The organism is Pseudomonas sp. TZ252 (assembly GCF_056110345.1).
Genome location: NZ_CM148566.1, coordinates 6,017,747 through 6,040,003, shown reverse-complemented (window position 1 = coordinate 6,040,003; position 22,257 = coordinate 6,017,747). Strand labels below are relative to the sequence as shown.

The 22,257-nt window shown below is 64.9% G+C and carries 18 protein-coding genes and 1 tRNA gene; 9 read left to right on the top strand and 10 right to left on the bottom strand.

Annotated elements, in window-relative coordinates; all coding sequences use genetic code 11:
* Positions 1-29 precede the first annotated feature (29 nt).
* The 3 genes from hupB to ACYAF3_RS27810 all read left to right on the top strand — a co-directional run bounded on the left by hupB (position 30) and on the right by ACYAF3_RS27810 (position 2,399).
* Positions 30-302 carry a nucleoid-associated protein HU-beta gene (hupB, locus tag ACYAF3_RS27820; RefSeq protein WP_003087931.1) on the top strand — a complete coding sequence of 91 codons (273 nt, stop codon included), beginning with the start codon at positions 30-32 and terminating at the stop codon, positions 300-302.
* A gap of 51 nt (positions 303-353) precedes the next feature.
* Positions 354-430 (top strand) — tRNA-Asp (locus tag ACYAF3_RS27815).
* Between the two features lie 103 nt (positions 431-533).
* Complete coding sequence (locus ACYAF3_RS27810) at positions 534-2,399, top strand: SurA N-terminal domain-containing protein (protein ID WP_031756927.1); 1,866 nt, start codon at positions 534-536, stop codon at positions 2,397-2,399.
* A gap of 98 nt (positions 2,400-2,497) precedes the next feature.
* On the opposite strand, the gene fabI is transcribed toward ACYAF3_RS27810, so the two are convergent.
* The 8 genes from fabI to gloB all read right to left on the bottom strand — a co-directional run bounded on the left by fabI (position 2,498) and on the right by gloB (position 13,364).
* Entirely contained in the window at positions 2,498-3,295 is a 798-nt protein-coding gene (fabI, locus tag ACYAF3_RS27805; RefSeq protein WP_003087936.1) for an enoyl-ACP reductase FabI, read from the bottom strand.
* A 21-nt stretch (positions 3,296-3,316) separates the two neighbouring features.
* Positions 3,317-4,927 (bottom strand): ABC transporter ATP-binding protein, encoded by a 1,611-nt coding sequence (locus ACYAF3_RS27800; RefSeq protein WP_003087940.1) that lies wholly within the window; start codon positions 4,925-4,927, stop codon positions 3,317-3,319.
* Between the two features lies 1 nt (position 4,928).
* The gene (locus ACYAF3_RS27795; protein ID WP_003087942.1) at positions 4,929-5,948 is read right to left on the bottom strand and encodes an ABC transporter permease; all 1,020 of its coding nucleotides are present in this window, start codon (positions 5,946-5,948) and stop codon (positions 4,929-4,931) included.
* A 4-nt stretch (positions 5,949-5,952) separates the two neighbouring features.
* The gene (locus ACYAF3_RS27790) at positions 5,953-7,035 is read right to left on the bottom strand and encodes a microcin C ABC transporter permease YejB (protein WP_016851749.1); all 1,083 of its coding nucleotides are present in this window, start codon (positions 7,033-7,035) and stop codon (positions 5,953-5,955) included.
* 6 nt (positions 7,036-7,041) lie between these two features.
* On the bottom strand, positions 7,042-8,889 hold the full coding sequence (locus ACYAF3_RS27785) for an extracellular solute-binding protein (RefSeq protein ID WP_003087944.1): 1,848 nt from the start codon (positions 8,887-8,889) through the stop codon (positions 7,042-7,044).
* Positions 8,886-10,715, bottom strand: coding sequence for an extracellular solute-binding protein (locus ACYAF3_RS27780; RefSeq protein WP_003113590.1), 1,830 nt, complete (start codon positions 10,713-10,715; stop codon positions 8,886-8,888). The genes ACYAF3_RS27785 and ACYAF3_RS27780 overlap by 4 nt, the downstream gene beginning before the upstream one ends.
* Positions 10,716-10,905: 190 nt before the next feature.
* The gene (locus ACYAF3_RS27775; RefSeq protein ID WP_016851748.1) at positions 10,906-12,510 is read right to left on the bottom strand and encodes a lytic transglycosylase domain-containing protein; all 1,605 of its coding nucleotides are present in this window, start codon (positions 12,508-12,510) and stop codon (positions 10,906-10,908) included.
* A 77-nt stretch (positions 12,511-12,587) separates the two neighbouring features.
* Positions 12,588-13,364 (bottom strand): hydroxyacylglutathione hydrolase, encoded by a 777-nt coding sequence (gene gloB / locus ACYAF3_RS27770; RefSeq protein ID WP_003120243.1) that lies wholly within the window; start codon positions 13,362-13,364, stop codon positions 12,588-12,590.
* 101 nt (positions 13,365-13,465) lie between these two features.
* Between gloB and ACYAF3_RS27765 the strand changes: the two genes are divergently transcribed.
* The 3 genes from ACYAF3_RS27765 (at position 13,466) to dnaQ (ending at position 15,481) form a co-directional block, all read left to right on the top strand.
* Positions 13,466-14,227: a methyltransferase domain-containing protein gene (locus ACYAF3_RS27765; protein ID WP_003087952.1), complete on the top strand. Its 762-nt coding sequence runs from the start codon at positions 13,466-13,468 to the stop codon at positions 14,225-14,227.
* 2 nt (positions 14,228-14,229) lie between these two features.
* A complete protein-coding gene (gene rnhA, locus ACYAF3_RS27760) occupies positions 14,230-14,676 on the top strand; it encodes a ribonuclease HI (protein WP_003087954.1) in 447 nt (148 codons plus the stop codon).
* Positions 14,677-14,740: 64 nt separating this feature from the next.
* Positions 14,741-15,481, top strand: coding sequence for a DNA polymerase III subunit epsilon (gene dnaQ / locus ACYAF3_RS27755; RefSeq protein ID WP_003087958.1), 741 nt, complete (start codon positions 14,741-14,743; stop codon positions 15,479-15,481).
* A 27-nt stretch (positions 15,482-15,508) separates the two neighbouring features.
* Here dnaQ and ACYAF3_RS27750 read toward each other — a convergent pair whose 3' ends face one another.
* The gene (locus tag ACYAF3_RS27750) at positions 15,509-15,898 is read right to left on the bottom strand and encodes a nuclear transport factor 2 family protein (protein WP_003132809.1); all 390 of its coding nucleotides are present in this window, start codon (positions 15,896-15,898) and stop codon (positions 15,509-15,511) included.
* A gap of 193 nt (positions 15,899-16,091) precedes the next feature.
* Here ACYAF3_RS27750 and ldcA point away from each other — a divergent pair, with 193 nt between their 5' ends.
* Together ldcA and ACYAF3_RS27740 are read left to right on the top strand one after the other, a co-directional pair.
* Positions 16,092-18,347: a lysine-specific pyridoxal 5'-phosphate-dependent carboxylase LdcA gene (gene ldcA, locus ACYAF3_RS27745; RefSeq protein WP_003087961.1), complete on the top strand. Its 2,256-nt coding sequence runs from the start codon at positions 16,092-16,094 to the stop codon at positions 18,345-18,347.
* Positions 18,348-18,370: 23 nt separating this feature from the next.
* Entirely contained in the window at positions 18,371-19,726 is a 1,356-nt protein-coding gene (locus tag ACYAF3_RS27740; protein WP_088002575.1) for an amino acid permease, read from the top strand.
* On the opposite strand, the gene nhaB is transcribed toward ACYAF3_RS27740, so the two are convergent.
* Positions 19,710-21,212: a sodium/proton antiporter NhaB gene (nhaB, locus tag ACYAF3_RS27735; protein ID WP_003113594.1), complete on the bottom strand. Its 1,503-nt coding sequence runs from the start codon at positions 21,210-21,212 to the stop codon at positions 19,710-19,712. The genes ACYAF3_RS27740 and nhaB overlap by 17 nt on opposite strands.
* A 223-nt stretch (positions 21,213-21,435) precedes the next feature.
* Here nhaB and ACYAF3_RS27730 point away from each other — a divergent pair, with 223 nt between their 5' ends.
* Entirely contained in the window at positions 21,436-22,248 is an 813-nt protein-coding gene (locus ACYAF3_RS27730; RefSeq protein ID WP_003087972.1) for a crotonase/enoyl-CoA hydratase family protein, read from the top strand.
* Positions 22,249-22,257: the final 9 nt, after the last annotated feature.

Here is a 22,257-nt window from a genome sequence, read left to right as displayed (position 1 = left end):
CATACTCAACAGAAATAAGGGGACTTAGAGTGAACAAGTCGGAACTGATCGATGCAATTGCCGCATCTGCTGATATCCCGAAAGCTGTTGCCGGTCGCGCACTGGACGCAGTGATCGAGTCCGTCACTGGCGCCCTGAAGGCTGGTGACTCCGTCGTGCTGGTTGGTTTCGGCACCTTCGCTGTCAAAGAGCGCGCTGCTCGCACCGGTCGCAACCCGCAAACTGGCAAGCCGATCAAGATCGCCGCTGCCAAGATCCCGGGCTTCAAAGCCGGTAAAGCCCTGAAGGATGCTGTCAACTAAGCGTCTTTTTGGACTCGATCTACCCAGGTCGGCCAAGGCTGGCCTGGCTGCGGAGCGGTAGTTCAGTCGGTTAGAATACCGGCCTGTCACGCCGGGGGTCGCGGGTTCGAGTCCCGTCCGCTCCGCCAGTTACGAGAAGGCGCATCCTCGGATGCGCCTTTCTTATATCCGCATCTCTTACCCACGCCGCGCCGCCCAAGACGGCTGGTCGTGGCAGTTTTTGGGGGCTGCATGCTGCAGAACATCAGGGATAATTCCCAGGGCTGGATCGCCAAGACCATCATTGGCGTGATCATCGTTCTCCTGTCGCTGACCGGCTTCGACGCGATCATCCGGGCCACCGACCACTCCAACGTGGCCGCCAAGGTCAACGGCGATGATATCAGTCTCAATGAAGTCCAACAGGCCGTGGACATGCAGCGTCGCCAGCTGCTGCAACGCCTGGGCAAGGATTTCGATCCATCCATGCTGGATGACAAGCTGCTCAAGGAAGCGGCCCTGAAGGGGCTGATCGAGCGTACCCTGCTGCTCCAGGCCGCCAAGGACGACAAGTTCGCCTTCTCCGACCAGGCGCTGGACCAGTTGATCCTGCAAACTCCCGAGTTCCAGGTCGACGGCAAGTTCAACGCGGATCGCTTCGACCAGGTCATCCGCCAGATGAACTACAGCCGCATGCAGTTCCGCCAGATGCTCGGCCAGGAAATGCTCATCGGCCAGCTTCGCGCCGGCCTGGCGGGCACCGGTTTCGTCACCGACAACGAATTGCAGTCCTTCGCTCGCCTCGAGAAGCAGACCCGCGACTTCGCCACCCTGGCGATCAAGGCCGACGCCTCCAAGAGCAGCGTGAGCGACGACGAGGTGAAGGCCTTCTACGAAGGCCACAAGAGCGAGTTCATGACTCCCGAGCAGGTGGTCGTCGAATACGTGGAGCTGAAGAAGTCCTCCTTCTTCGACCAGGTCAAGGTGAAGCAGGAAGACCTCGAGGCGCTGTACCAGAAGGAAATCGCCAACCTTTCCGAGCAGCGCGATGCCGCACACATCCTGATCGAGGTGAACGACAAGGTCGGCGACGAGCAGGCCAAGGCGAAGATCGACGAGATCAAGGCTCGCCTGGCCAAGGGCGAGGATTTCGCCGCGCTGGCCAAGGAGTTCTCCCAGGATATCGGCTCGGCCGCCACCGGCGGCGACCTGGGCTACGCCGGTCGCGGCGTGTACGACCCCGCGTTCGAGGAGGCGCTGTATGCGCTGAAGCAAGGTGAGGTATCCGCCCCGGTGAAGACTCCGTACGGCTACCACCTGATCAAGCTGCTGGGCGTGCAGGCGCCGGAAGTACCGAGCCTGGAAAGCCTCAAGCCGAAGCTCGAGGACGAACTGAAGAAACAGATGGTCGAGCAGCGCTTCGTCGAGGCTACCAAGGACCTGGAAAGCTCCGCCTACGAAGCCGCCGACCTGAGCCAGCCGGCGCAGGAAATGGGCCTGAAGGTCCAGACCAGCCAGCCGTTCGGACGTTCGGGGGGCGACGGCATCGCTGCCAACCGCCAGATCGTGCAGACCGCGTTCAGCGCCGAGGTGCTGGAAGAAGCGGCCAACAGTGGCGCCATCGAGCTGGATCCGGACACCGTGGTGGTGCTGCGGGTCAAGGAACACAACAAGCCGAAGGAGCAACCGCTGGAGCAGGTCGCGGCGAACATCCGCGAGCGCCTGGCCGCCGAAAAGGCCGCCGAGGAGGCGCAGAAGCGTGGCGAGGCCCTGATCGCAGAGCTGCGTGAAGGCCGTACCTCTTCCGCAGCGGGTGAGTCGTGGAAAGTGGTCGAGGCGGCCTCCCGCGGCCAGGAAGGCGTCGATCCGAAACTGCTCCAGGCGGTGTTCCGCATGCAGCGTCCGGAGGCCAAGGACAAACCTTCGTTCTCTGGCGTGACCCTGGCCAATGGCGATTACGTGGTGATCCGCCTGAATGGCGTCAGCGAGCCGGAGGAGGCTATCTCCGACGACGAGAAGGCCATGTACCGCCGCTTCCTGGCTTCGCGCAGCGGACAGGCAGACTTCGCCGCCTTCCGCCGTCAGTTGCAGGACAAGGCGGAAGTCGAGAAATACTGAGACCGAGATGCAGAGAAAAGGCCGCTTACGCGGCCTTTTCTTTATTCCTCCCATGAAAAATGGCCGCTCGAAGCGGCCATTTTTCATGGGCGGGGTGATCAGTCGTCGTCCAGCGGGCCCATGGCGGTAGTGTTGAAGCCGCCATCGACGTAGAGGATCTCGCCACTGATACCGCTGGCCAGGTCTGAACAGAGGAAGGCGCCGGCATTGCCGACTTCCTCGATGGTGACGTTGCGCCGCAGCGGCGTCTGCCGCTCGTTGGCGGCCAGCATCTTGCGGAAACTCTTGATCCCGGAGGCGGCGAGCGTTCGGATCGGCCCGGCGGAAACCGCATTGACCCGGGTGCCTTCCGCGCCCAGGCTGCCGGCCAGGTAGCGGACCCCGGCCTCCAGGCTGGCCTTGGCCATGCCCATTACGTTGTAGTTCGGCATGGTCCGTTCGGCGCCCAGGTAGGAGAGGGTCAGCAGGCTGCCGTTGCGGCCCTTCATCATTTCCCGTCCGGCCTTGGCCAGGGCGATGAAGCTGTAGGCGCTGATGTCGTGGGCGATGCGGAAGCCCTCGCGGGTGGTCACCGCGGTGAAGTCGCCGTCGAGCTGATCGCCTGGAGCGAATCCGACGGAGTGGACGATGATGTCCAGGCCGTCCCAGTGCTTGCCCAGGGCGGCGAACACCGCTTCGATCTGGCTGTCGTCGGCCACGTCACAGGGGAAGCACAGCTCCGGCCGCGAGCCCCAGCCACTGGCGAACTCCTCCACCCGGCCCCTGAGCTTGTCGTTCTGGTAGGTGAAGGCCAGTTCGGCGCCTTCCCGGTGCATGGCGGCGGCGATGCCGGAAGCGATGGAGAGCTTGCTGGCGACTCCGACGATCAGGGCGCGTTTTCCTGTGAGAAATCCCATGGTCCGTTCCTTGTCTGCTACTCAGTTTTCCGCGCTTGCCGGGGCCATGAAGGCAGCCTCCAGCAATTGCTGCGTATAGGGATGTTGCGGCGAGGCGAAAACCGCTTCGGCGCTGCCCTGTTCCACCACCTTGCCATGTCGAACCACCATCAGCTGGTGGCTGAGCGCCTTGACCACCGCTAGGTCGTGGCTGATGAACAGGTAGGTGAGGTTGTACTTGCCCTGCAGTTGCCGCAGCAATTCCACGACCTGGCGCTGCACGGTGCGGTCGAGCGCCGAGGTCGGTTCGTCGAGCAGGATCAGTGCCGGTTTCAGCACCAGTGCCCGGGCGATGGCGATGCGCTGGCGCTGGCCGCCGGAGAATTCGTGGGGGTAACGGTAGCGGGTCTGCGGATCGAGCCCGACCTCCACCAGCGCGTCGATGATCGCCTGCTCCTGTTCGGCCTCGCTGCCGATCCTATGGATGCGCAGGCCTTCGCCGACGATCTCGCCGACACACATGCGTGGGCTGAGGCTGCCATACGGGTCCTGGAACACCACCTGCATCTCGCGGCGCAGCGGGCGCACGTCATGTTGCGCGAGACCGTCCAGCCGGGTGCCTTCGAAGCGGATGCCGCCCTGGCTTTCCAGCAGCCGCAGGATCGCCAGGCCAAGGGTCGACTTGCCCGAGCCGCTTTCGCCAACGATGCCCAGCGTCTGCCCGCGGGGTAGTTCGAAATTGACCCCGTCGACCGCCTTGACGTGGTCCACGGTGCGGCGGAACACGCCTTTGCGGATCGGGAACCAGACCCGCAGGTCGTCCACCGCCAACAGGGTTTCACCGGGCGGGTTGCTTGCCGGCGCACCGCTGGGCTCGGCGTTGAGCAGCTCGCGGGTATAGGGGTGTCGCGGGGCTGCGAAGAGTTCCTGGCAGGAAGCCTGCTCGACGATCCGCCCTTGTTGCATGACGCAGACGCGGTGGGCGATGCGCCGGACCAGGTTGAGGTCGTGGGTGATCAGCAGCAGGGACATGCCCAGGCGTGCCTGCAGGTCCTTGAGCAGATCGAGGATCTTCAACTGGACGGTGACGTCGAGCGCGGTGGTCGGTTCGTCGGCGATCAGCAGTTGCGGCTCGCAGGCCAGGGCCATGGCGATCATCACCCGCTGCCGCTGGCCGCCGGAGAGTTCGTGTGGATAGGCTTTCAGGCGCTTGGCTGGCTCGGGGATGCCGACCAGCTCGAGCAGTTCGAGAATTCTCGCGCTGGCCTTGGCGCCACCCAGGCCTTTGTGCAGGGCGAGGACCTCGGCGAGCTGCTTCTCGATGGTATGCAGCGGATTGAGCGAGGTCATGGGTTCCTGGAAGACCATGGCGATGCGGTTGCCGCGGATCCCGCGCAGGCGCCGTTCCGGGAGCTTGAGCAGATCCTCGCCCTGGTAGTGGATGCTGCCTGCTGGGTGGCTGGCGACGGAGTAGGGCAGCAGGCGCAGGATCGAGTGGGCGGTCACCGACTTGCCCGAGCCGCTTTCGCCGACCAGGGCCAGGGTCTCGCCCTGGCGGATGTCGAAGCTGACGCCTTCGACCACCCGCTGGCGTTGCTCGCCGGAGAGGAATTCGACGGCGAGGTCGCGGATTTCCAGAATGTTCTCGCTCATCTCATTTCCTCGGGTCGAAAGCGTCGCGGGCGGCTTCGCCGATGAACACCAGCAGGCTCAGCATGACCGCCAGCACCACGAAGGCGGAAATGCCCAGCCAGGGCGCCTGGAGGTTGGACTTGCCCTGGGCGACCAGCTCGCCCAGCGACGGCGCGCCGGGCGGCAGGCCGAAGCCGAGGAAGTCCAGGGAGGTGAGGGTGCCGATGGCGCCGGTGAGGATGAACGGCATGAAGGTCAGGGTCGAGATCATCGCGTTCGGCAGGATGTGACGGAACATGATGGCGCTGTTGCGCATGCCGAGGGCCCGGGCGGCGCGGACGTATTCCAGGTTACGCCCGCGGAGGAACTCGGCGCGGACCACGTCCACCAGGCTCATCCAGGAAAACAGCAGCATGATGCCCAGCAGCCACCAGAAGTTCGGCTGGACGAAGCTGGCCAGGATGATCAGCAGGTAGAGCACCGGCAGCCCCGACCAGACTTCCAGGAAACGCTGGCCGAGCAGGTCGACCCAGCCGCCGTAGTAGCCTTGCAGGGCGCCGACGGTGACGCCGATCAGAGAACTGAGCACGGTCAGGGTCAGGGCGAAGAGGATCGACACGCGGAAGCCGTAGATCACCCGGGCGAGCACGTCGCGGGCCTGGTCGTCGGTGCCCAGCCAGTTTTCCGCCGACGGCGGGGCGGGGGCGGGAACCTTCAGCTCGTAGTTGATGGTGTCGTAGCTGTAGGGGATCGGCGGCCAAAGCACCCAGCCGTCCTTCTCGGCGATCAGTTGGCTGATGTAGGGGCTCTTGTAGTTGGCTTCCAGGGGGAATTCGCCGCCGAAGGTGGTTTCCGGGTAGCGTTTGAAGACCGGGAAATACCAGCCGCCGTCGTAATGCACGACCAGCGGTTTGTCGTTGGCGATCAGTTCGGCGCCGAGGCTGCCGACGAACAGGATGAGGAACAGCCAGAGCGACCACCAGCCACGCTTGTTGCTCTTGAAGCGGGCCCAGCGGCGCTGGTTGATGGGAGACAGGCGCATCGGATTACTCCCGGTTCTCGAAGTCGATGCGCGGATCGACCAGGGTGTAGACGATATCGCTGATCAGCTTCATGACCAGCCCGAACAGGGTGAAGATGAACAGCGTGCCGAAGACCACCGGGTAGTCGCGGTTCATCGCCGCTTCGAAGCTGAGCAGGCCGAGGCCGTCGAGGGAGAAGATCACCTCGATCAACAGCGAACCGGTGAAGAAGATCCCCAGCAGCGCAGCCGGCAGGCCGGCAATCACCAGCAGCATGGCGTTGCGGAATACGTGCCCGTAGAGCACGCTGCGTTCGGTCAGGCCCTTGGCGCGGGCGGTGACCACGTATTGCTTGCCGATCTCGTCGAGGAAGCTGTTCTTGGTCAGCAGCGTGATGGTGGCGAAGTTGCCGATCACCAGGGCGGTTACCGGCAAGGCCAGGTGCCAGAAATAGTCGAGTACCTTGCCGCCGAGGCTGAGCTGGTCGAAGTTGTTCGAGGTCAGGCCGCGCAGGGGGAACCAGTCCCAGTAGCTGCCGCCGGCGAACAGCACCACCAGCAGGATGGCGAAGAGGAAGGCGGGAATGGCGTAGCCGACGATGATCGCCGAGCTGGTCCAGATGTCGAAGACGCTGCCATGGCGGACCGCCTTGGCGATCCCCAGCGGGATCGACACCAGGTACATGATCAGCGTGCTCCAGAGTCCGAGCGAGATCGACACCGGCAATTTCTCGATGATCAGGTCGGTGACCTTGGCGTCGCGGAAGAAACTCTGCCCGAAGTCCAGGTGCAGGTAGTTCTTCAGCATGATCATGAAGCGCTCGGGGGCCGACTTGTCGAAGCCGTACATGCGCTCGATCTCTTTCACTAGCTCCGGGTCCAGGCCTTGCGCGCCGCGGTATTGCGAGCCGGCCACGGCGACTTCGCCGCCGCCGCCGGAGATGCGTCCGGTGGCGCCGCCGGAAGCGGCGTCGAAGCCTTCCAGCTTGGCGATCATCTGCTCCACCGGACCGCCGGGAGCGGCCTGGATGATGATGAAGTTGATCAGCAGGATGCCGAACAGGGTAGGGACGATCAGCAGCAGGCGCCGCAGGATATAGGAGAGCATGCGGCGTTACTCCCGTTCCGGCTCGGCGTCTTGCGCGGCTTCGGCTTGCGCCTTGCTCGGCAGCGCCTTGTCGCTGGTTTGCCACCAGGTCATCAGGCCCCAGTCGTAGAGTGGCGTCACCTTCGGCCGGCCGAAACGGTTCCAGTAGGCGACCCGCCAGGTATCGACGTAGTAGTTGGGAACCACGTAGTAGCCCCACGACAGTACGCGGTCGAGGGCGCGGGTATGGTCGATCAGGCTTTGCCGCGAGTCGGACTGGATCAGGCTCTCCACCAGGCTGTCGATGGCCGGGTCCTTGAGGCCGATGAAGTTGCGGCTGCCGGCCTTGTCGGCGCTGCTGGAATGCCAGAACTCTCGCTGTTCGTTGCCTGGCGAGTTGGATTGCGGCCAGGTCGCCGAGGTCATGTCGAAATCCCGCGAGCGCAGGCGGTTGACGAACTGCGAGACGTCGACGCGACGGATCTGCATGTCGATGCCAAGTTCGGCCAGGTTGCGCTTGAACGGCAGGATGACCCGTTCCATGTTGGCCTGGAACAGCATGAATTCGAAGCTCAGTGGTTGGCCGTCGGGACCTACCATGCGGTTGTTCTCGATCCTGTAGCCGGCCTCGGTGAGCAACTGGTAGGCCTTGCGCCGCTGCTCGCGGATCACCCCGCTGCCGTCATTGACCGGATTCTGGAAGACCTGGTCGAAGGCCTCGTCGGGAATCTTGCCGCGCAGCGGTTCGAGGATCTTCAGCTCGGCTTCGCTGGGCAACTGGTGGGCGGCCATCTCCGAGTTCTCGAAATAGCTGTTGGTGCGCTTGTAGGAGCTGAAGAACAGCTGCTTGTTCGACCATTCGAAGTCGAACAGCAGGCTGATCGCCTGGCGTACCCGGCGGTCCTGGAACACCGGGCGGCGGATATTGAAGGCGAAGCCCTGCATCCCCACCGGGTTGTGGTTGTGGATGCTGGCCTTGATGAAGCGCCCGTCGCGCAATGCCGGCGACTCGTAGCCGGTGGCCCAGTCCTTCGCCGAATATTCGAGGTTGACGTCGTACTGGCCGGCCTTGAAGGCTTCCAGGGCGACCGACATGTCGCGATAGGAGTCGATGGTGATGGTGTCGAAGTTATAGAGTCCGCGGGAGACCGGAAGGTCCTTGGCCCACCAGTCCTTGACTCGCTCGTAGCTGATGGAGCGTCCCGGATCGACCTTGGCGATGCGGTAGGGACCGCTGCCTACCGGGATTTCCATGCCGGTCTTGGAAAAGTCGCGGTCGGCCCACCAGTGTTTCGGCAGGATCGCGATCTGCCCGAGGATCAGCGGCAGTTCGCGGTTGCCGGCGTGCTTGAAGTCGAAGCGCACGCGAAGCTTGTCCTCGGCGACCACCTTGTCGACGTCCGCATAGTAGTTGCGGTACATCGGGTCGCCCTTGCTCACCAGCGTCTCGAAGGTGAACACCACGTCTTCGGCGGTGACCGGCGTGCCATCGCTGAAACGGGCCTGGGGGCGCAGGTAGAAGCGCACGTAGCTGTTGTCCGGTGCCTTCTCGATCTTCTCCGCGAGCAGGCCGTATTCGGTGAACGGCTCGTCCTGCGACTGGAAGGCCAGGGTGTCGTAGATCAGGCCCAGCGAAGGGGCCGAGACGCCCTTGCCGATGAACGGGTTGAGGCTGTCGAAGCCGCCGAAGTCGGCCTGGCGGAGGATGCCGCCTTTTGGCGCATCCGGATTCACGTAGTCGAAATGCTTGAAATCGGCGGGATACTTCGGAGGCTCATCGTAGAGCGTCAGTGCATGTTTCGGGGCGGCGAGGAGCGGGCCGCAGCAGCCGAGCAGCAGGGCTGCCAGCAGAGGGGTGAAGCGGGGACGGATCATCGGGACGTCTCCAGGTTTTTCTGCCACCACGCGCGCAGGCCCAGGGTGTAGGGCGGGGTGGCGACGAAGGCGAAGCGGTTGCGGTACGCCAGACGGTGCGAATTGAGGTACCAGTTGGGAATGCTGTAGTACTGCCAGAGCAAGGTCCGGTCCAGGGCGCGCGCGGCGGCGACCTGTTCGTCGCGGCTGTGGGCGCCTAGCAGGCGGTTGAGCATGGCGTCGACCACCGGGTTGGCGATGCCCGCGTAATTCTTGCTGCCCTTGACCTTCACCTGGCTGGAGTGGAAGTACTGCCACTGTTCCAGGCCGGGACTGAGGGTCTGCGGCAGGGTCATGAGGATCATGTCGTAGTCGAACTGGTCCAGGCGCTGCTTGTATTGGGCGCGGTCGACGGTGCGCAGGCGCGCGTCGATGCCGATGCTGGCGAGGTTTTCGCGATAGGGCTGGAGAATACGCTCCAGGCTCGGATTGACCAGCAGGATTTCGAAGCGCAGCGGTTCGCCCTTTTTATTCAGCAGTCGGTCGCCGGACAGCTTCCAGCCGGCATCGGCCAGTAGACCGAGCGCATGCCTGAGGGTTTCACGGGGAATGCCGCGCCCCTCGGTGGTCGGCAGGCTGAACGGCTGTTTGAACAACTGCGCCGGCAATTGCTTGCGGTACGGCGACAGGTACAGCCATTCCTGGCCCTCCGGGACGCCGCTGGCGGCGAATTCGCTGTTCGGGTAGTAGCTGCGCGAGCGCAGGTAGGAATTGCTGAAGAGGGCGCGATTGGTCCATTCGAAGTCGAACATCTCGCCCAGCGCCTGGCGTAGCGCGCGCTCCTTGAACACGGCGCGACGGGTGTTCATGAACAACGCCTGGGTCTGGCTGGGGATCTGGTGCGGGATTTCCGTGCGGATCACATCGCCGCGCAGAACCGCGGGGAAGCGATAGTTGTTCAGCCAGTTCTTCGCCTGGTGCTCGATGTAGAAGTCGAACTCGCCGGCCTTGAAGGCTTCGAAGGCGACGCCGTTGTCCCGGTAGAAGTCCACCACGACCCGGTCGAAATTGTATTTGCCGCGGTTCACCGGCAGTTTTTCGCCCCACCAGCCCTTCACGCGTTCGAACACCAGGCGGCGCCCGGGATCGACCTCGACGATGCGATAGGGACCGCTGCCCAGCGGCGCGGTGAAGGTGGTGGCGCGGAAGTCGCGATCCTTCCAGTAATGCTGCGGCAGCACCGGAAGCTCGCCCAGGCGCAGGATCAGCAGCGGGTTGCCGGAGCGCCGCAGGACGAAACGCACCCGGTGGGGGGTGAGGATATCGACCCGCTTCACCTCCTGCAGGTAGGTGCGGTACATCGGGTGCCCCTGCTTGACCAGGGTGCGATAGGAAAAGGCCACGTCGCTGGCGGTGATCGGCCTGCCGTCGTGGAAGCGCGCTTCCGGCCGCAGGTTGAATACCACCCAGCTGCGGTTTTCCGCGTATTCCACGCTCTTCGCGATCAGGCCATAGCTGGAGGCTGGTTCGTCGCCGGACGGGTCGTACAGGCCGGTGCCCACCATCAATGGTTCGTTCAGCTCGTTGACTCCGTACTGGAGGAAATCGCCGGTGCCGATCGGGCTGGTGCCTTTCAGGGTGTAGGGGTTGAGCGTGTCGAAGCTGCCCGAGGCCATCAGGCGCAAGGTGCCGCCTTTGGGGGCGTCGGGATTGGTCCAGTCGAAGTGCTGGAAATTGGCCGGATACTTGAGCGTGCCGAATTGGGCATAACCATGGCTCTGGGTAATCGCGGCGAAGCTGGGCAGGCTCACGGCCAGGCCGAGGATCAGGAAGGAGAGGCGACGCATCAGGCGTGTGTCCGGGTCCTTGGCTATTTTTGACAACGAATCGTCAGACAACAGTAACACCTTGCCCGCACAGGAAAAAAGAGGGAGCGCGGGCCTGTCCGGCCTAGGGTCCGGGGTTCTGGCCGCGCTTGCGAAAACGCCACGCCGGCAGGAGCGGGCGTGGCGTTTCGGGACGGCCTGCAATGGGCTGTCAGCGGCTCGCGGTGTCCAGGTACAGGGTCAGGGTCTGGCCGGGCTTGAGCGCCTGCTTGCTGCGCGGGTTCCAGCGCTGCAGGTGCTTCATTTCGACATTGAAGCGCTTGGCGATCAGGTACATCGAGTCGCCTTGCTTGACCTTGTAGTAGGTGGCGCTGTCGCGCTTGCCGGCGGCGTTTCCCTTGCGGGCCGCCAGGGCCTGGGTGCCGCCTTGCAGCTTGAGGGTCTGGCCGACCTTCAGGGCGTGCTTGTCCAGGCCGTTCCAGCGCTTCAGGTCGTTGACGTCGACGCCGTTGTTGCGGGCGATCTGCCACAGGCTGTCGCCGTTCTTGACCTTATAGGAGCGGGTCCTGGCCGGGGTGGAAGCCTGTCGGGCGAGTTGCTGGTAGACCGGCTTGACGGCGCCGCCGGCGATCTGCCCGGGGATGCTCAGTTGCTGGCCCTTGCGCAGGTGGTTGCTGGACAGGCGGTTGGCGCTCTTGAGCTCCGCTACGGTGATCCGATAGCGGTTGGCGATGCTGTGCAGGCTGTCGCCGCTACGCACCCGGTATTGCTGCCAGGCGGTGACTTCCTTCGGCTTGAGGGTGTCCAGCGAGGCGGTCAGGAACGCCGCTTTCTCCATCGGCACCAACAGTTGCTGGGGGCCGTCCATGGTCACGCGGCGCTTGTAGGCCGGGTTCAGCTGGTACAGCTCGTCCTCGTCCAGGTTCGCCAGCGCGGCGACGCTGGACAGGTCGATCCCGCGCTTGACCCGGACGGCCTGGAAGTAGGGCTCGTTGTTGATCGGGTTCAGGCTGATGCCGTAGGAATCCGGCGCCATGACGATCTGTGAGAGGGCGAGCAGCTTGGGTACGTAGTCCTGGGTTTCCTGCGGCAGCGGCAGGTTCCAGTAGTCGGTCGGCAGGCCCAGTTTCTCGTTGCGTTCGATGGCGCGGCTGACAGTGCCTTCGCCGGCGTTGTAGGCCGCCAGGGCGAGCATCCAGTCGCCGTTGAACATGTCGTGCAGGCGCTCGAGATAGGTCAGGGCGGCATTGGTCGAGGCGGTGATGTCGCGGCGACCGTCGTAGAAATTGGTCTGGCGCAGGTTGAAATGCTGGCCGGTGGCGGGAATGAACTGCCAGAGGCCGGCGGCGTTGCTGCGCGACAGGGCGAAGGGGTTATAGGCGCTTTCGATGACCGGCAGCAGCGCCAGTTCGAGCGGCATGTTGCGTTCTTCCAGGCGCTCGACCACGTAGTGCATGTAGAGGCTGCCGCGCGCGCTCGATTGTTCGAGGAACGACTGGTTGCTGAGGAACCAGAGGCGCTGGCGTTCGATGCGCGGGTTGGTGCTGATCGCATCCTGGAGCTGGAAACCGTCGCGCATGCGGTCCCAGATGTCGTTGTAGGCGGCGTTCTGGCCGGGCTGGGTATGCAGCCAGGAGGGGTTGAACTGGACGTCGACGGCTCGGGCGCCGGGACGTGCTGCTTTGGCCTGGGCCTCCCCCTTGATCTGGCCGCTGCCCTGGCAGCCGACGAGCGCACCGGCGATGAGCAGGATGGACACCCGAACGGCGCGAGCCAGGGCGTCTAGATCGGGGGTTTTACGTGTCTGTGGCGGCATCGGCTGAGTGCTGTTCCGGGCAAAAATTCAGCCGATTCTAGAAATGACCTCAAGAGTGGTCAAGATTTCGCCAACCTTCAGAACTGGTCCTTCCAGGCCCTCAGGACGGCGAAAACCTCCTCCGGGGTGCGGTTTTGCTGGCCGCTCCGCTGGTCGGCTTTTTTCTTAACAGATTTTTCCGAAACGCGAAGAAATGGATTGGTCGACAATTCCAGCGAGATTTCCGACGGCAGGGTGATGCGGTCCCGTTCGCGCAGCCGGGTCGCTTCCTCGAAGCGTTCCCGCAGCGCTGCGTTGTCGGGCTCCACCGCCAGCGCGAAGCGCAGGTTGCTCAGCGTGTACTCGTGGGTGCAGTAGACCCGGGTGTTGGCCGGCAGCGCGGCCAGTCGCGCCAGGGAATGATGCATCTGCGCCGGGGTGCCTTCGAAGAGACGGCCGCAGCCGGCGGCGAACAGGGTGTCGCCGCAGAACAGCAGCGGCGTCTCCGCCGGGTGGTAGTAGGCGATATGGCCGAGGGTATGGCCGGGCACGTGGAAGATCTCGAAGACCAGGCCGAGCACCTCGACCCGTTCGCCGTCTTCCAGCGCCAGGTCGCGGGCCGGGATCTTCTCGTTGGCCGGGCCGAGAACCCGCGCGCCGGTCAGTTCCTTCAGGGCCGCGACGCCGCCGACGTGGTCGTGATGGTGGTGGGTCACCAGGATATCGCTCAACCGCCAGTCGGGATGGGCGGCCAGCCAGGCTTCCACCGGCTTGGCATCGCCGGGGTCGACCACCGCGCAGCGACGGCTTGTCGCATCTTGCAACAGCCAGATGTAGTTGTCGTTGAAGGCGGACAGGGCGTCGATCTGTATCATGGGTCGATGTCGCTAAGCAGAAGTCATTGGCGCATAGTATTGCTTATTTTCCCGTCGTGCCGGCGTCCGTCGCCGCGAAGGGGAAGACGCTGGAGGTACGCATGAACGAACCGCAAGCCTTCGCCCAGACCGATGCCGAGTGGCTGGCATCGATCAACCGGGCGCGCGACTGGTTCCAGGGCCCGCTGGGCAGCCTGATGCTGGCCGAGGAGCGACGCCTGTTGTGCGACGAGCTGACCCGTTACTTCGGTGGCTACCTGGTGCACTACGGACCGCATGCCGAACTGCCGCCGAGCACCGGGCAGATTCAGCGCGGCGTGCGCCTGGGGCCGCCGCTGCCGGGCGTGGACATCGCCTGCGAAGAGGGCGCCTGGCCGCTCAGCGAACATGCCGCGGACGTGGTCCTGCTGCAACACGGCCTGGATTTCTGCCTGTCGCCTCACCGTCTCCTGCGCGAAGCCGCGCGTACCGTTCGTCCGGGCGGCCACCTGCTGCTGATCGGCATCAACCCATGGAGCCTGTGGGGCATCCGTCATTATTTCGCCGGGGATGCCTTGCGCCAGGCCCGCTGCATTCCTCCGTCGCGGGCCTGCGACTGGCTCAACCTGCTGGGCTTCGCGCTGGAGAAACGGCGCTTCGGGTGCTATCGTCCGCCGCTTGCGTCGGCAGCCTGGCAATCGCGCCTGGCTCGCCTGGAGCGCTGGGGCGACGCCTGGCAGTCTTCGGGCGCCGGCTTCTATCTATTGGTGGCACGCAAGCTGGTCGTGGGGTTGCGCCCGTTGCGCCAGAGCAAGCGCGAACCGCGCGGTCAGCTGGTGCCCATGCCGGTGGCGAAAGTCAGCCGGCGAGATTCCGAAATTTAGGCATGACAGATAAAGAACAGGTAGTGATCTATACCGACGGCGCCTGCAAGGGCAACCCTGGGCGCGGCGGCTGGGGGGCGTTGCTCCTCTACAAGGGCGCCGAGCGAGAGCTTTGGGGCGGCGAGCCGGACACCACCAACAACCGCATGGAACTGATGGCGGCGATCCAGGCGCTGGCGGCACTCAAGCGTTCCTGTCCGATCCGTCTGATCACCGACTCGGAATACGTGATGCGCGGCATCACCGAATGGTTGCCGAACTGGAAGAAGCGCGGCTGGAAGACCGCCAGCAAGCAGCCGGTCAAGAATGCCGACCTCTGGCAGGCCCTGGATGAGCAGGTCGCCCGGCACCAGGTGGAGTGGCAGTGGGTCCGCGGGCATACCGGCGATCCCGGCAACGAGCGGGCCGACCAGTTGGCCAACCGTGGCGTCGCCGAATTGCCGCGCTGAGCGGCCACACCGAAACAAGCGTTCAGCAGCCGCGGCTGCAGCGAAACAGAGAAAGGCTCTATAGATGCGTAGCGTCGTACTGGATACCGAAACCACCGGCATGCCGGTGACCGATGGTCACCGGATCATCGAGATCGGCTGTGTCGAGCTGGAGGGGCGCCGCCTGACCGGTCGCCACTTCCACGTCTACCTGCAACCCGATCGCGAGGTCGACGAAGGGGCGATCGCCGTCCACGGCATCACCAACGAATACCTGAAGGACAAGCCGCGCTTCCGCGAGGTCGCCAACGATTTCTTCGAATTCATCCGCGGCGCCCAGCTGATCATCCACAACGCGGCGTTCGATATCGGCTTCATCAACAACGAGTTCGCCCTGCTGGGCCAGCAGGACCGCTCGGACGTGACCGAGTACTGCTCGGTGCTGGATACCCTGCTGATGGCCCGCGAGCGCCATCCGGGCCAGCGCAACAACCTCGATGCGTTGTGCAAGCGCTACGGCGTGGACAACTCCGGCCGCGACCTGCACGGCGCGTTGCTCGACGCCGAGATCCTCGCCGACGTCTACCTGGCGATGACCGGCGGCCAGACCAGCCTGTCGCTGGCCGGCAGCGGCGCGGAAGGCGACGGCAGCGGCCGGCCGATGGTCAGCCCGATCCGTCGGCTCGATCCGGCGCGGGTCGCCACCCCGGTGCTGCGCGCCAACGCCGAAGAGCTGGCTGCGCATGCGGCGCGGCTGGCGGTGATCGAGAAGTCGGCAGGTGGTCCGTCGCTCTGGGCGCAACTGGAAGCGCCGGTCGGCGAATAGCCTGCCCATGCACCACGGGCGCCGCGTTCAGCGCGTCGCCCGCTCCACCAGCAAGGTGTCGCAGAACTGCTCGAAACGGCGGATCCTGCCGTCCTCCACCGTCCATACGTGTGCCACGCGCGCTTCGAACGACTTGCCGCTGCGACGGTGGGTCGCTGCATATCGACCGACGGCGACCACGCTGTCGCCGCCGTCGATCAGGCGCTCGATCTCGACCCTGAAGCCCTCCCAGTCCCGCTGCAAGGCCTGGAACACACCGGCGCCGATGGCGGCCGCGCCGACATAGGTGCCGGCCAGCGGGAAACCGGCCATTTCCGTCCATTCGGTGCGTTCGTCCATGTCCGCCAGCATTCCGGCGAGGTCCCCACGGCTAGAGGCCGCATAGTGATCGCTGACGATCCGATAAGCGCTGCGCATCGTTGTCGCTCCGTAGCAGGGCAGAGAGGTCCATGCTCCTCGCTGGCGGGAGAGGAGGCAAGCGCGGCGCGCCGACTTGTGTTGCCGCGACCTTTTCTTACAAGGGCAAGCCGCCGGGGGTTACGCGCGTGCCGGCAAGTCTCTACCCTGAGCCGACCGGCGGGGTTCGCCCGCCTGCTGCTCGGGATCAACAATGTATAAAGACCTCAAATTTCCCGTCCTCATCGTCCATCGCGACATCAAGGCCGACACCGTTGCCGGCGAACGCGTGCGGGGCATCGCCCACGAACTGGAGCAGGACGGCTTCAGCATTCTCTCCACCGCCAGCTCCGCCGAGGGGCGCATCGTCGCTTCCACCCACCACGGCCTGGCCTGCATTCTGGTCGCCGCCGAAGGTGCCGGGGAAAACCAGCGCCTGCTGCAGGATGTGGTCGAACTGATCCGCGTGGCCCGCGTGCGGGCGCCGCAATTGCCGATCTTCGCCCTCGGCGAGCAGGTGACCATCGAGAACGCGCCGGCCGAGTCCATGGCCGACCTGCACCAGTTGCGCGGCATCCTCTACCTGTTCGAAGACACCGTGCCGTTCCTCGCCCGCCAGGTCGCCCGGGCGGCGCGCAACTACCTGGCCGGGCTGCTGCCGCCATTCTTCCGTGCGCTGGTCGAGCACACCGCGCAGTCCAACTATTCCTGGCATACGCCGGGCCACGGCGGCGGTGTCGCCTATCGCAAGAGTCCGGTGGGACAGGCGTTCCACCAGTTCTTCGGGGAGAACACGCTGCGTTCCGACCTGTCGGTCTCGGTCCCCGAGCTGGGATCGCTGCTCGACCATACCGGCCCCCTGGCCGAGGCCGAGGACCGTGCCGCGCGCAATTTCGGCGCCGACCATACCTTCTTCGTGATCAATGGCACTTCCACCGCGAACAAGATCGTCTGGCACTCCATGGTCGGTCGCGAAGACCTGGTGCTGGTGGACCGCAACTGCCACAAGTCGATCCTCCACTCGATCATCATGACCGGGGCGATACCGCTCTACCTGACTCCGGAACGCAACGAACTGGGGATCATCGGGCCGATCCCTCTGAGCGAATTCAGCAAGGAGTCGATCGCCGCGAAGATCGCCGCCAGCCCACTGGCGCGCGGCCGCGAGCCGAAGGTGAAGCTGGCGGTGGTGACCAACTCCACCTACGACGGCCTGTGCTACAACGCCGAGCTGATCAAGCAGACCCTCGGCGACAGCGTCGAGGTGTTGCACTTCGACGAGGCTTGGTACGCCTATGCCGCGTTCCACGAGTTCTACGACGGACGCTATGGCATGGGCACCTCGCGCAGCGAGGAGGGACCCCTGGTGTTCGCCACCCACTCCACGCACAAGATGCTCGCCGCCTTCAGCCAGGCCTCGATGATCCACGTGCAGGATGGCGGGACCCGGAAGCTGGACGTGGCGCGCTTCAACGAAGCCTTCATGATGCACATCTCGACCTCGCCGCAGTACGGCATCATCGCTTCGCTGGACGTGGCTTCGGCGATGATGGAAGGGCCCGCCGGGCGTTCGCTGATCCAGGAGACCTTCGACGAGGCCCTCAGCTTCCGCCGGGCCCTGGCCAACGTACGGCAGAACCTGGACCGGAACGACTGGTGGTTCGGCGTCTGGCAGCCGGAGCAGGTGGAGGGCACCGATCAGGTCGGCACCCATGATTGGGTGCTGGAGCCGAGCGCCGACTGGCACGGCTTCGGCGATATCGCCGAAGACTACGTGCTGCTCGATCCGATCAAGGTCACCCTGACCACCCCGGGCTTGAGCGCCGGCGGCAAGCTCAGCGAGCAGGGGATTCCGGCTGCCATCGTCAGCCGCTTCCTCTGGGAGCGCGGGCTGGTGGTGGAGAAAACCGGTCTCTACTCCTTCCTGGTGCTGTTCTCGATGGGCATCACCAAGGGCAAGTGGAGCACCCTGGTCACCGAACTGCTCGAATTCAAGCGCTGTTACGACGCCAACCTGCCGCTGCTCGACGTCTTGCCCTCCGTGGCCCAGGCCGGCGGCAAGCGCTACAACGGAGTGGGCCTGCGCGACCTCAGCGACGCCATGCACGCCAGCTACCGCGACAACGCCACGGCGAAGGCCATGAAGCGCATGTACACGGTGCTGCCGGAGGTCGCGATGCGGCCGTCCGAGGCCTACGACAAGCTGGTGCGCGGCGAGGTCGAGGCGGTACCGATCGCTCGGTTGGAAGGGCGCATCGCGGCCGTCATGCTGGTACCCTATCCGCCGGGTATCCCGCTGATCATGCCGGGTGAGCGCTTCACCGAGGCGACCCGCTCGATCCTCGACTATCTCGAGTTCGCGCGGACCTTCGAGCGCGCCTTCCCTGGTTTCGACTCCGATGTGCATGGCCTGCAGCATCAGGACGGACCGTCCGGGCGCTGCTATACCGTTGAATGCATAAAGGAATGAAGCCGACAGGCTAAGGGGTGTCGATGGCGGGGGGAGAGAAGACCGGCAAGCGCGGCATGGGGTTCTGGACCTGCAGCGCGCTGGTGATCGGCAACATGGTCGGTTCGGGAGTCTTCCTGCTTCCCTCCAGCCTGGCGGCGTTCGGCGGGCTCAGCCTGTTCGGCTGGCTGGTGTCGAGCACCGGCGCGGTGCTGCTGGCGCTGACCTTCGCCCGCCTGGCGCGGGTCAACCCCGGCGCCGGCGGCCCCTACGCCTATACCCGCGACGGTTTCGGCAGCTTCGCCGGCTACCTGTGCGCCTGGACCTACTGGAAAGCCGCCTGGATCGGCAACGCGGCGATCGCCGTGACCCTGGTCGGCTACCTGCGGGTATTCATCCCGGCGCTGGCGGATCCGCTGCTGATGGTCAGCGTGGCCATCGCCGCGATCTGGCTGTGCACCCTGATCAACCTGCGAGGCATCGGCACCTTCAGCGTGGTGCAGAACCTGCTGACCATCCTCAAGCTGCTGCCGTTGTTGCTGGTCGGTATCCTCGGCTGGTTCCACTTCAATCCCGAGCACCTGGCGATCCCGGCGCGCAGCGAGCTGCCGAACATGGGCTATGCCCAGGCGATCGCCACCACCGCGGCGCTGACCCTGTGGTCGTTCATCGGCCTGGAGTCGGCCACCGTGCCGGCCGACGACGTCGAGGATCCGCGCCGCACCATTCCCCGTGCGACCCTGTTCGGCACGCTGGCCGCGGCGGCCCTCTACATCCTCTCGATCACTGCGGTGCAGGGCCTGATGCCGCCGGAGGTGCTGGCCCGCTCCACCTCGCCGTTCGCCGACGCGGCGCGGATCCTGATGGGCGACTGGGGCTACTACCTGGTGGCTGCCGGGGCGGTCATCGCCTGCCTGGGCGCGCTCAATGGCTGGGTCCTGTTGCAGGGCCAGATCCCGGTGGCTCCGGCGCGCGACGGGCTGTTCCCGGAGTCGCTCGGCCAGCTCAACAAGAACGGCGCGCCGGCCCACGGCCTGCTGGCCTCGGGGCTGCTGGTGACGGCGCTGGTGATGGTCGACGGGCATGGCGACCTGGTCGATGTGTTCAACGTGATCATCCTGCTCGGCACCATGACCGGGGTGGTCCCCTACGCGTTCTGCACCGCCGCGCTGTTGCAACTGCTGGCGGTGCGACCGGACGAGTTCTCGCCGCGTTCACGCCGGCAATTGCTGGTGATCGGCTCGCTGGGCTTCGCCTACTCGCTATGGGCGCTGTATGGCACCGGCCAGCAGGCGATCTTCTGGGGCTTCCTGGTGCTGATGGCCGGTATCCCAATGTACACCTGGCGGCAATGGCGCAACCAGGTCAACGGAGTGCCGACGCTCAAAGCCAATGACTGACCGCCCACCAGCCCAGGCCGCCCATCACCAGGGTGTAGGGTAGCGCCATCCAGACCATGCGGCCGTACGACAGGCGCACCAGCGGGGCGATGGAGGAGGTCAGCAGGAAGAGGAACGCCGCCTGGCCGTTGGGCGTCGCTACGCTGGGCAGGTTGGTGCCGGTATTGATCGCCACCGCCAGGGTATCGAAATGCTCGCGGCTCATGTGGCCGGCATCCAGCGCCTGTTTCACCTCGGTGATGTAGATGGTGGCGACGAATACGTTGTCGCTGATCGCCGAGAGCAGGCCGTTGGCGATGAACAGCATGCCCGGCTGGCGTTCCGCCGGCAGCGCCAGCACCGCCTGGATGATCGGGGTGAACAGGTGCTGCTGGTGGATCACCGCGACCACCGCGAAGAACACCACCAGCAGCGCAGTGAACGGCAGGGCCTCCTGGAAGGCGCGGCCGATCTGGTGTTCGTCGGTGACGCCGGTGAAGGCAGTGATCAGCACGATCACCAACAGGCCGATCAGGCCGACCTCGGCGACATGCAGGGCCAGCCCGACGATCAGTACCAGCGCCGCCAGGGCCTGCACCAGCAGCGCGGCCTTCTGCTGCGCTCCGCGTTTGCGGCTTTCGCTGGCGGCGTACTCGGCGAGCACCTGGCGCACCGCCGCCGGCAACTGGGCGCCATAGCCGAAGCGGCGGCTCTTCTCCAGCAGCACGCAGGTCAGCAGGCCGGCCGCCAGTACCGGCATGGATACCGGCGCGACCTGGCGGAAGAACTCGACGAAATGCCAGCCGGCCTCGTGGCCGATCAGCAGGTTCTGCGGCTCTCCCACCAGGGTGCAGACGCCGCCCAGCGCGGTGCCGACCGCCGCGTGCATGAGCAGGCTGCGGAGGAAGGCGCGGAATTCCTCGAGATGGGCCCGGTGCAGCTCGGGGACCTGGCGGTCGGTGGCGGGATCGTAGTCCTCGCTGGCGCGCTGCCCCGAAGCGACCCGGTGATACACGGCGAAGAATGCCACCGCCACGCTGATCACCACGGCGGTCACGGTGAGGGCGTCGAGGAAGGCCGAGAGGAGGGCGGCCAGCAGGCAGAACAGGAGCGATAGCAGGGTCTTCGAGCGCACGCCGAGCAGCAGGCGGGAAAACAGCAGGAGCAGCAGGTCCTTCATGAAGTAGATGCCGGCGACCATGAACATCAGCAGCAGGAGCACCGGGAAGTTGTGCTGCAATTCCGCATAGAGCGCCTCGGGGGTAGCCAGGCCAAGCAGCAGCGCCTCCAGCACCAACAGGCCACCCGGCTGTAGCGGATAGCATTTCAGCGCCATGGCCAGGGTGAAGATGAACTCGCCGACCAGCACCCAGGCGCTTGTCACCGGCCCGGCCAGCCATAGCAGCAGGGGGTTGAGCAAGAGGAAGGCGAGCACCGTCAGCTTGTACCAGCGCGGCGAATGCCCGAGGAAGTTCTGTGCGAAAGCCTGGCTCAGGGGACTGCTCACGATGGACTCCACGGCAAGGAAAAGACTGAAAATGCCAGCAGGACTTTCGTTGGATCAAGCGTTTAGCGCAATCATCGAAGAGATTGCGGTATCAATGGGCGTGCCGTGCATCACATAGTGCAGCATCGACATTTGGCTCGCCCTTGTTATAGTTGCGGGATTTTCCGCACAACAAAAATCTCTGCGTTCTGACAGCGCAGTTGCTCTGCCGAGGACTATCGCCGTGACCGAGTACAACGCATTCCGTGTGGAGCTGGCAGACAAGATCGCCCACGTCCAGATCAACCGTCCGGACAAGATCAATGCCATGAACCAGGACTTCTGGCGCGAGATCATCGAGATCTTCCGCTGGGTCGACGATACCGACGAAGTGCGGGTGGTCGTGCTGTCCGGGGCGGGCAAGCATTTTTCCTCGGGGATCGACCTGATGCTGCTGGCCCAGGTCGGCAGCCAACTGGGCAAGGACGTCGGCCGCAACGCCGACGCCCTGCGTCGCAAGATTCTCGAGCTGCAGGCCTCGTTCAACGCGGTCGACAACTGCCGCAAGCCGGTGCTCGCGGCGATCCAGGGCTACTGCCTGGGCGGCGCCATCGACCTGGTCTCGGCCTGCGACATGCGCTACTCGACCGCCGACGCGCAGTTCTCGATCAAGGAGATCGACATCGGCATGGCCGCCGACGTCGGCACCCTGCAGCGCCTGCCGCGGATCATCGGCGATGGCATGATGCGCGAGCTGGCCTACACCGGGCGCATGGTCGACGGCGAAGAGGCACGGAGCATCGGCCTGGTCAATCGTACCTACGCGGACCAGGCCGCATTGATGGATGGGGTCTTCGAACTGGCGCGGCAGATCGCCGCGAAGTCGCCGATCGCCATCCGTGGTACCAAGGAAATGATCCGCTATATGCGCGACCACCGGGTCGACGACGGCCTCGAGTACGTCGCTACCTGGAACGCCGCCATGCTCCAGTCCGCCGACCTGCGGGTGGCGATGGCCGCGCATATGGCCAAGCAGAAGCCGGAATTCGCTGATTGATGCCGTTGT

What these genes read in the sequence shown, in the direction of transcription:
- dnaQ (WP_003087958.1), top strand. Translation starts at nt 14,741, where the DNA reads ATGCGTAGCGTCGTACTGGATACCGAAACCACCGGCATGCCGGTGACC.
- ACYAF3_RS27785 (WP_003087944.1), bottom strand. Translation starts at nt 8,889, where the DNA reads ATGATCCGTCCCCGCTTCACCCCTCTGCTGGCAGCCCTGCTGCTCGGC.
- ACYAF3_RS27795 (WP_003087942.1), bottom strand. Translation starts at nt 5,948, where the DNA reads ATGCGCCTGTCTCCCATCAACCAGCGCCGCTGGGCCCGCTTCAAGAGC.
- ACYAF3_RS27810 (WP_031756927.1), top strand. Translation starts at nt 534, where the DNA reads ATGCTGCAGAACATCAGGGATAATTCCCAGGGCTGGATCGCCAAGACC.
- ACYAF3_RS27790 (WP_016851749.1), bottom strand. Translation starts at nt 7,035, where the DNA reads ATGCTCTCCTATATCCTGCGGCGCCTGCTGCTGATCGTCCCTACCCTG.
- ACYAF3_RS27800 (WP_003087940.1), bottom strand. Translation starts at nt 4,927, where the DNA reads ATGAGCGAGAACATTCTGGAAATCCGCGACCTCGCCGTCGAATTCCTC.
- fabI (WP_003087936.1), bottom strand. Translation starts at nt 3,295, where the DNA reads ATGGGATTTCTCACAGGAAAACGCGCCCTGATCGTCGGAGTCGCCAGC.
- ACYAF3_RS27750 (WP_003132809.1), bottom strand. Translation starts at nt 15,898, where the DNA reads ATGCGCAGCGCTTATCGGATCGTCAGCGATCACTATGCGGCCTCTAGC.
- ACYAF3_RS27765 (WP_003087952.1), top strand. Translation starts at nt 13,466, where the DNA reads ATGAACGAACCGCAAGCCTTCGCCCAGACCGATGCCGAGTGGCTGGCA.
- rnhA (WP_003087954.1), top strand. Translation starts at nt 14,230, where the DNA reads ATGACAGATAAAGAACAGGTAGTGATCTATACCGACGGCGCCTGCAAG.
- gloB (WP_003120243.1), bottom strand. Translation starts at nt 13,364, where the DNA reads ATGATACAGATCGACGCCCTGTCCGCCTTCAACGACAACTACATCTGG.
- ldcA (WP_003087961.1), top strand. Translation starts at nt 16,092, where the DNA reads ATGTATAAAGACCTCAAATTTCCCGTCCTCATCGTCCATCGCGACATC.
- ACYAF3_RS27775 (WP_016851748.1), bottom strand. Translation starts at nt 12,510, where the DNA reads ATGCCGCCACAGACACGTAAAACCCCCGATCTAGACGCCCTGGCTCGC.
- ACYAF3_RS27740 (WP_088002575.1), top strand. Translation starts at nt 18,371, where the DNA reads ATGGCGGGGGGAGAGAAGACCGGCAAGCGCGGCATGGGGTTCTGGACC.
- ACYAF3_RS27780 (WP_003113590.1), bottom strand. Translation starts at nt 10,715, where the DNA reads ATGCGTCGCCTCTCCTTCCTGATCCTCGGCCTGGCCGTGAGCCTGCCC.